This is a genomic window from Photorhabdus akhurstii (genome assembly GCF_018448925.1).
GTDB lineage: Bacteria > Pseudomonadota > Gammaproteobacteria > Enterobacterales > Enterobacteriaceae > Photorhabdus > Photorhabdus akhurstii.
Genome location: NZ_RCWE01000047.1, coordinates 1 through 9302, shown reverse-complemented (window position 1 = coordinate 9302; position 9302 = coordinate 1). Strand labels below are relative to the sequence as shown.

8 protein-coding genes and 1 pseudogene are annotated in these 9302 nt (G+C 43.9%); all 9 read right to left on the bottom strand.

From position 1 onward, the window contains the following. Positions 1 to 765: pseudogene (locus tag EAE93_RS23200) on the bottom strand (ImcF-related family protein); the annotation flags it as partial. Further along, positions 762 to 1913: a hypothetical protein gene (locus tag EAE93_RS23195; protein WP_110087354.1), complete on the bottom strand. Its 1152-nt coding sequence runs from the start codon at positions 1911 to 1913 to the stop codon at positions 762 to 764. The pseudogene EAE93_RS23200 and the gene EAE93_RS23195, both read right to left, overlap by 4 nt. Positions 1914 to 2066: 153 nt before the next feature. Beyond that, positions 2067 to 2816, bottom strand: a complete 750-nt coding sequence (locus EAE93_RS23190) for a hypothetical protein (protein WP_214040659.1) — start codon at positions 2814 to 2816, stop codon at positions 2067 to 2069. A 192-nt stretch (positions 2817 to 3008) separates the two neighbouring features. Then, positions 3009 to 3473 (bottom strand): cytochrome c oxidase assembly factor Coa1 family protein, encoded by a 465-nt coding sequence (locus EAE93_RS23185; protein WP_214040658.1) that lies wholly within the window; start codon positions 3471 to 3473, stop codon positions 3009 to 3011. A 360-nt stretch (positions 3474 to 3833) separates the two neighbouring features. Next, complete coding sequence (locus EAE93_RS25190) at positions 3834 to 3965, bottom strand: hypothetical protein (RefSeq protein ID WP_269468856.1); 132 nt, start codon at positions 3963 to 3965, stop codon at positions 3834 to 3836. Further along, positions 3962 to 4918 carry a formylglycine-generating enzyme family protein gene (locus EAE93_RS23180; protein ID WP_214040657.1) on the bottom strand — a complete coding sequence of 319 codons (957 nt, stop codon included), beginning with the start codon at positions 4916 to 4918 and terminating at the stop codon, positions 3962 to 3964. Before EAE93_RS23180 ends, EAE93_RS25190 begins: the two co-directional genes overlap by 4 nt. Beyond that, positions 4915 to 5865 (bottom strand): formylglycine-generating enzyme family protein, encoded by a 951-nt coding sequence (locus EAE93_RS23175; protein WP_214040656.1) that lies wholly within the window; start codon positions 5863 to 5865, stop codon positions 4915 to 4917. The genes EAE93_RS23180 and EAE93_RS23175 overlap by 4 nt, the downstream gene beginning before the upstream one ends. Continuing rightward, on the bottom strand, positions 5862 to 8078 hold the full coding sequence (locus tag EAE93_RS23170) for a hypothetical protein (protein WP_214040655.1): 2217 nt from the start codon (positions 8076 to 8078) through the stop codon (positions 5862 to 5864). Before EAE93_RS23170 ends, EAE93_RS23175 begins: the two co-directional genes overlap by 4 nt. 20 nt (positions 8079 to 8098) lie before the next feature. Next, the coding region (locus tag EAE93_RS23165; protein ID WP_214040654.1) for a DUF2345 domain-containing protein at positions 8099 to 9302 on the bottom strand (1204 nt) is incomplete at its 5' end.

Below are 9302 nucleotides of genomic sequence, written 5' to 3'. Positions count from 1 at the left end.
CAGGCTATCCAGACTCTGCGCCAGCATCTCGGGCGTCCCCCCTTCCGACAGAAAACAGCCCACGGTCTGAGTCGGCCGGTCGTGCTGGTCCCAGTGGCTGTGACGCACATTCCACACATACACCGGCACCTGCCAGCCCAGCTGTTGCCCCTGTTTCTCCAGCATGCGCAGCGCGGTATTGATGTGTACCCGTTGACCGAGCTGGTCTTCGGTCATCGCCCACACCACGCCATCCAGCGGACGACGGCGACGCAGTTGACGCAATGCCTGTAACTGCGCTTTATCCGGCTGAACCTGTAAACTGCCGCCCCACAGCAACAGATTGTTTTCGCCTTCCTGCCATTTCTGCTGAACGAGGCCAGGGACTATCTGATCTATTTCTTGATCTTCGCCCATCACCAGTAAGATACGTACTTTGTTACGCCAAAAGCGGCCATAACGTCGACTGAGGTGAAAGTTGATCATCTCCCTCTTTTCATCCTCAGATGTATAAATTTTTAACCGTTCCTCTCTGGCCGGACTCATACCTTGTTGCTCGATTTCCCTTCTGAGGTATTCCTGTCGATAGATCCCAACGATTACCGGGAAAAGACGCAGTACACTAAAGATCAATACCGATAATCCCCAGGCAAATATTTTTTTATCATTTGCATCCAATCCGATTTTTTCACCGTAAAACCAGATACAAAATGCCGATACAACAGCAACGACGATAAATAGCAGTGCGTTACCGATTTTGGTCCATTTATTACCGATCATTTTCATTCTTCCTCCAGAGCCTGAACTGTATTTACTGTCCAGTTACGACCATTTTTCGCTAAAACTAAATAATTTCCTGAATGGTATTGAGATAAATCAATAGCCAATCCAGTTGCCAACCAATAGGCGCCCGCTCCAGATTCCCCAATAAACTTTTCAATATCTTTAATCCGTTCCAGTTTTAACGCTGCATTCTGTTCTTGAATCACCGGCATAATTTGTGAAGTATAGGAATAGATATCATTATCATTCCCTAGCATACCTGTCGCTTCTTTCGCAGATAATTGAGTATTAATAAAGGTTTTAAATTGTTGTCCGAAATCTTCAAGGTCAATTTCCATCGGTCGATAGATTCTAGCTTTCTCAGCTAATTCAAATTTTTTCGTTAAATCATCAGTTGCCATAAGCAGTATTCCTAAGCCTTCTGAAAATTGCTCAGTATTTTCAATTTGCATTAATATCAGTAATTGCACTTCACTAGCAGGGTCTTTTAACCATTGTTCAATATGCACTGCCGATAAATAAGGCACCAGATTTAATTGAGACAATGGCTGACGAGAAGGAAAAATTGATTGCCACTGTTCCTGCAATATCATTTTTAATTTCTCATATTTCTGTTCAGCGCAATAGGTGATAACTGTTGCACAGACTTGCCTATCCAATGGAATGTTGGACATGGCCGTTTCAGTGCTGCGTAATAATATCTGCACTGAATCATGCCACTTATCTTCCGACCATGAAAAATAGTCTATGACTTTCTTTTCACCATATTGAACGGCAATTTTCGATTCTTCCTGTACGATGGTCTTGGCAGTCAGCTTCTCCGGTAAAAATAGACTACTGTGTAACACAGACATATGTCGACCGGCCCAATCTTGCCACTCTTTATCAATATATTGGCGCTCTTGACTCCAAAGATGATATATCTCCAGCCGATAGCCAAAGAGATATAACCGCAGTCCAAATGCAGCCAGCCAGATTAGGCCCACAGCACCAAATATTATTCCCCATTGTTGCGGCCTGAGATATCCCGACCATAACACATAGCAAGTCATATCGATGCAAATAATAAGCATGCCTGAAACCAGCCAGGGCCATAATATAGGAGAAACAGGCTCCTGCTGGATGGCGATTACGGGTTTATTCCAGCCCACATTCTTACCTTTATAGAAAACATTTGAAATAATCTGACAATGACATAGCGAAAACGATATTTTATCACTCAGAATAAAATCATCTTTATTTCATGGAATTATCCACTGCCGACCGAATGTTAATCTTATTTTTCAGATTATTTACCAAATAGTTCAACTAGCGCCTACATTAACCTGCTGCCAACCATGTTGATCAACCACCACCTGTGTACAACTACTTAATAATGCGACATTGACTGGCGTCAGTGGTTCATTAGCATTTGCTTTAAGAGAAGGCAATGAACGATAAATGTCTCGCAAGTTTTCAGCATAATGGCTTGGTTGGATAGTAACTTTCGCGGCAAAAGGGATAAAGTTATCACTGCGCCCATAACTTTTCGGCGTTTCACCCTGCCTTAAAAAGGCAATGACTTTAGCTTCATTCGCTCGCCAGTCGGCTTCTCCATCAACAGCCGGCATCATCTCTGCGTGTTGCATGACATTTTCGTAGTCATGCTTTGATTGTACCCATTTTAACGCAGCCAATACCGCGCGCTTACGTGCATCAACGACTGTCCCCTCTTCACATTTCTGCTCATCGTGTTTTACCGAATAATGTTTTACCGGATTTACCACGCCATCCCACAAGTGGCTATTAATCAAAACCGCAATGATTTCCCCTTTCGTTTTTGGTGATGCATATTTTAATATGTCCCCCTGACTGGCATTGATTTTCTCCATCAATTTAACCCGCTCATTTTTGTTATTGCGGATGCTTTTTAAATTAAAACTGCCACCAGACATTGACACTTCTTTTACCGAAGCCTGCGGCTCTGTTTGAGTTTTCTTTTCATCTTTACAACCTGACAATGCCAGTAATACTAAACCTGCTATTATAGGATTTACGGATTTATTCCGGTCCATACTCTTACCTTTATAGAAAACATTTGAAATAACCTAAAATCACATAGAGAAAACAATACTTTATAGTACAGAATAAAATACTATTAACTCTACGTTGTTTAATTTTCTCTTTTAAGAATGATTCTCATTACTTTTCAATTAAATTAAACCGGCTCAAGAGCGTTTTAATCACACCATATAAAAAAATAACCTTTATTTCATGGGATTACCGCCTGCCAGTAAATCTATCGATTGTCCACCGTCATCAGGTTGAACAGTAATATTTTTATATCGCCAATGTCCTGCATGTTTATCCGCATCAACATACACAGTACCACCAGACCGATTTCCTTTAATAGCAATTTCGAATCCCGCGTCACTCTCGCTAATACTGCCAGAAACAAACCAACCTGCTTCAATGGGTTGGCCTAAAATACTTTTCACCGCAGGATTAGATTGTGCCAGCGATAAAGCTTTTTTATAGGGCTCCGAAGATTTTATTGCGGTCATGGCAATCATAAATACCCCCACGATCAAAACAGGCATAAAGCAGACAATCATCCATTTCCATTTACGCACCACCCAACTACGTTTTTCAGAAAGAGAGGTTATTCCCGTCGTTGCTTCGTTATCCGATAAACTCCACTCTTTTTGTATCGTTACATTTTTTTCTTTCATCTCTTTAATACCTTTTCATTCGGGCGAAACGCCACGTTATCTTATGTTCGAATTTCTTATTCCATCAGATATAGGACAGAACCCTATTTACAGTTTTTTACAATTCATTTAGCTGTTGCTTATTTTCCTCTTTAATCGTGAAAGCAAAACCCATCGCCATTTCATAATGGTTATCATTATCCTTTTCTCATATAGCGACGTTACTGTTTTGTTTATTTAACTCTTTTTCCCCTTTTTAAGGATCGTTCTATTCAGTTATTGGCTTCTCCTTACAACCATAAAACTAGTTAGATTCAAAATCGTGTTTTTAGTTCAAAAAAAATTCATTACACAGAGAAAATTTTAACTCACAGATAAGGTTTATCTCTTTTTCAATACCCTTACCCTTTTACCCTTGCCAATGTTGTACTCCGGTGAATGTTGATAATCGCTTTCGGTGCACCAGCCATTATCCAGCCTTGCTACTAAGGGATAACAGAGTATGCTTTTCATGATTTTGCTATTCCCTGTTTATTAAGTTGGTTCACTGTCGGTTTTTCTCCGATATGTGAATCTTTTAAATCTAAAGTTGAATGCTTGGTTTCAGGGTTGTTAACTACACAGCGAAAGCCATAACCCGGTGGGTTAGTTTTAGGATTCTCAAAGTAATCCAAAGCTCTCTTATCACGATTAATAACATGATTACCTAATATATCAGCTCCCATCTGGCCCCTAATTACTTTTGCTTTTCCCTTTTCAGGCCCCTGTGGATTATGCTCCGGCGAATGCTGATAGTAATCGGTATCATACCAGTCATTAACCCAATCATGCCCATTACCCATCATGTCGTACAACCCTAACGGATTAGGTAAATATGAGCCGACAGGACGAAAATCATCTGTAAAATTTTTCCCTGGCTCATACACATTGTTATTATTGGCAAAAATAACTAACTGACCTCGACTACGAGCCGCATATTCCCATTGCGCTTCTGTCGGCAAATCTACTTTCTTACCACTCATTTTTCCCAACCATTGGCAATAATCCTTAGCCTCTTGCCAGTACACCGAAGCGGGATACTTTTCTCCCAACAAAGCACGATAATACTCATATTCTTTCCCATACTTTTTAAAGTGTTGATAGAAATCATTCTCTGGTAATCCAAGAATCCTCCGGTAACGATTAAACTGAGTCCAAGTCACCCGGTATTTCGAAATACTAAAACTATCTAGCGTCACTTTATGCTCTGGCTGATTATCTAGATCAAAACCATAAGGCAAGTGTTCACCTACCCGACGACCAAAATTTCCCATCATAAAACTACCACCTTCCACCGGCACCATCTCCGCCAATGCTTCTTTTACCAACGCCTGCGGTTCCGCCCGAGTTTTCTTTTCATCTTTACAGCCCATCAGTGTTAGCAGTACCAATCCCGCTACTAAGGGATAACAGAATATGCTTTTCATGATTTTGCTATTCCCTGTTTATTAAGTTGGTTCACTGTCGGTTTTTCTCCGTCATGTGAATCTTTTAAATCTAAAGTTGAATGCTTGGTTTCAGGGTAGTTAACTACACAACGAAAACCGTAGCCCGGTGGATAATGTTTTTCAAAGTAATTTAAAGCTACTTTGCCACGATTAATAACATGATTCCCCCATATATCAGCTCCCATTTGGCCTCTGATTACTTTTTCTTCCCCTTTTTCAGGGCCTTGTGGATTATGTTCTGGCGAGTGCTGATAGTAATCAGCAGCATACCAGTCATTAACCCAATCAGTGCCATTACCCATCATGTCATACAATCCTAACGGATTAGGTGGATAGGAGCCGACTGGGCGAAAATCGTCTGTAAAATTTTTCCCTGGTTCATACACATTGTTATTGTTGGCAAAAATAAACAACTGACCACGACTACGGGCTGCATATTCCCATTGTGCTTCTGTTGGCAAATCCACGATCTCGCCACTCACTTTACCCAACCACTGGCAGTAATCTTTAGCCTCCTGCCAATCCACTGAAGCCGGATAGTTATCTCCAGTACTGCGGTCCAGAAATTCATAGTCAGGATCTGAAGACTTTAAGTTTTTATAAATTGCCGTTTTCGGTAGCCCTAAAATTTCCCGATAACGGTTAAATTTCCCCCAAGTCACCCGGTATTTCGAAATACTAAAACTATCTAGTGTTACCTTATGTTCAGGTTTGTTATCCATATCAAAACTATAAGGCAAATGTTCTGCTACCCGACGGCCAAAATCCCCCATCATAAAACTGCCACCTTCCACTGGCACCATTCCCGCCAGCACTTCTTTTACCAACGCCTGCGGTTCTGCCTGAATTTTCTTTTTATCTTTACAGCCCGACAGTGTTAGTAACACCAAGCCGGCTATTAAGGGATAACAGATTATTCGTTTCATGGTTTTAATACCCTCTGATAACGGTGCTGTTCATCTACTAAGTGTGTCAAACTGGTCAAATACTCTTCTTTAACCGGTTTTAGAGGTTCATTCAGGCATTTCGCCAATTCTTCATTAGTAGGTAATGAGTTATAAAGGTTTTTCAGGTTTTCTGCATAATGACTAGGCTCAATAATCACCATAGGTGTGACTAAAGCAAAACCAACAGAAATGCCTGCAACAAGTGGTTGTTCACCCCGACCTAAAAAAGCAGATACTTCCTTTTCTCCTACCTTCCAATCATTTCCTCCTCCATCAGAGGTCTTCCCTCTGCCCGGTATTTTATGTAGGTTCTGCATCACATTTTCATAGTCGCGTTTTGACTGCACCCATTTCAGTACCGCCAGTATTGCCCGTTTACGCGCACTGAATACCGTCATGAATTCACCCTTTAATTCACGGTTACTGGCTGGACTCGCTACTTCATCCCAGAAATTAGTTTCAATTAGCGCGGCAATCATTGCCCCGCGAGTTTCTGGTGGGGCATATTTCAGCACATCTCCCTGACTGTCATTAATCTTCTCCATTAACGCCACCCGTTTTTCCTTGTCGTTCCAAGAGGCAACCAAATCATCTCTTAAATTGCTAAGTTCATTTCTCAGCACTACCTCTCCCAACTTCAATAACGGCATCATACAAAACGCGTAATAATCTTCTTCTACCATCAACTCCAACATCTTCACATAATCCATATTGCGCAACATATAGGTCAGGCACGGCATAAACTCTTCCCATATCGCCTCGCCATCAATATCAAAACTGACCGCCCCTTTAGCGCCAACGCCCCAACACAGACCACCCTTAGCGATAACCCGAATACGGCCATCCCGATAACTAAACGACACAATGCCACTGAAACCTTCACCAACCTGTCCCGTAACACCAACACTCACTTTCGCCAGCGGCCGAAATTCCATTGGATTCTTTTCCGAGTTTTTCCACATCAGGCCGCCACTGACATTGGCTCCGCACTCTGCCCCGACAAACATGCCTAGTTCCTCCCCGTTATTCGATCCCTCCAGCAGCTTGGAGACATCCACCTTGCGACGTCCCGGCACACCATTACCATCCAGCGCCATCTGTACCGGCACCCCTTTAGCCACATCCCCTTTCAGGTTTACTCCCGCCTCAATCCCCAAACTGGCTCCCACGCTGCCCGAGAGTGTCAGCGTCAGGTCAAATCGCCACATCCCCAGCACACCTTCGCTGCCATCCTTGCGCGGATAACACAGCTTCACCCCAGTTCTGTCCGGCAGATAGAGAGTTGCTCTGGTGCGAGATTCCGCCAAAGCAAAATTAGCATAAAAATTAATCTTCCCTGATGCGTCCAACAGCCCTTTCAAGCCATTTTTACTGATTTCCAGCGGGTTGAATGAGGCTTTAGCTCCCGCCCCATAAGACCAGCGCATCAGTTGCGATTGCGAATCAAACGCAATATGTTCCCCTTCATACGGCGATGTTTTCAGGCTGTTATTCAGGTCTTGCGCCCATTTACCCCAAACACCGCTGTGATCATCAATCAACTTCACATCCAGCACCGTTAATGAAGGTTTGAGTTTTTTAATTTGCGATTCCAGCTTTTTGCCATCTATCTCCATTCGGGTACGGCTGTTGCCCACTTTATCTGTATACGGCACTTCTCGTAAAAAGCTTTTACCGCCGCTTTTCTTATCCTGATCATTCAGCTTATAGCGCCGCCAGTGGTTTTTGATTTTGTCCGACCGAACGTAGGTGTATTTGTAACCCTGATAGCCTTTATCCATCGCTATCAGTTCCGTGATACCAATCGCGCTTTTTTTGGCGTTTTCATCCAATAACGTCGTTTTAGGTAAATTTTCTGGTGGACTTAATGTGGTTAGCTGATTGCGTAATTGTTCACAAGCCCCATTCAGTTCGTCATAAGCCGCCTTTAGCTGCACTTCTTGCCCGTAAGCAGGCGCCATTGTCTGCTGAGTACACTGTTTTGTCAGAGCGTCTAATTGCCGTTCCGCCTCAATGCGCTGTTCCACACAGTGACTCAGAAAGTTATGCTCCTCCACCAATGCGTGGACATCTTCTTTATCCACAAAAATCAAAGTTTCACTGTCAGGGTGAAAATAAATTGCTGGCTCCGCTTTGACATACACATCGGTGTTTTGCGGTTTTACCCCTGTTTTTCCGGTCGATACGGCCATACGGTTTTCCTCTCAGTAAGTTAAAAGTGTTCAATATTCAGTTTGTCCGGCGTGGCGGTATGAATTTCAACGGTTCTACCGTTTTCATCACTCATCCCTTCAAACACTTGCCCATCTTCGGTGGTAATGCGGTAACGTCTGTGAGGTAAAATCTGTCCACTGTCCTGATCCTTTAAGGTAAAAAACCCACTGTATCCCCGTGGCGGCACCGGCGCTGGTGTATGAATATTTTCAGCGCCCATTTTTTGTATATTGGCCGCTTTCAACAGGATGTTGCCGGGGCAACCTAATTCGATATTGCCGTCTTTAATCCGAATATAACCACCGCCGCTGGACAGCAAGATTTCCCGATCGGCGCTGACCGTGACTTTGCCCTCCGTGCTGGTGATATCAATATCCTTTTTAGCCAGCGCTGACAGTTCATCATCCTGTGCCTGTATCGCCAGCTTTCCCTGATGAGCAAATAATTGCATGCCGGACTTTTGCGCAAATAGATTCACCGATTCACCACCAATCGCCGTGATATCTTTCAACGCGCTGATATCGACATTTTTCCCCGCTATCACGCCAACACTGCGATTACCCGATGCCACTCTGACCGATTCAGGACTGACAATTCCTATCCCTTGTGGCGCATGCATCACTATTCCCGACTTTTTCAGCCCTTCCAGCGTCTGGTTAAGGTTAGTCTGTGCCGCACAATCCCCCGGTTTACCCTGGCCGATTTCTGCCGCCTGTGATAATGATTTTGCAATAGACAACGCCGTTTCTAATTGCTCTATCACCGCCGCCATATCCAATTGCTGGCCCGAGGCTTTAACCTGTTGATCGGCGCTGATAAACAGTCCTTTCCCGGCCCGGATCGCTCCCCAGTCGTCGGTGCGCAACTCAAACCCTTCGCCGCGTTTGTTGGGATGCGGTCGCTGTCCATCCACCAGATGGCCCAGATTGAGCTGGCTTTTCCCGCCATATTCGGTGCTCAGTTTGATGTGCTCTTTGCCGCGCTCATCGTCCATGCGCAGTTTGTTGTTGGCCGGCGTGCGCAGCACATTGCGTTTGTAGTTGTAGAGGGTTACGTGGTCTTCATGCCGGGAGTCATGCAACGCATGGGCGATGTAGGGCCGATCCGGGTTGCCCTGCTCAAACGCGATCGCCACTTCGGTCCCCTGAATCAACGGCCAGTGAAAACCGTGCGTTTTACCGGCGTACGGGCGGGCTAAACGT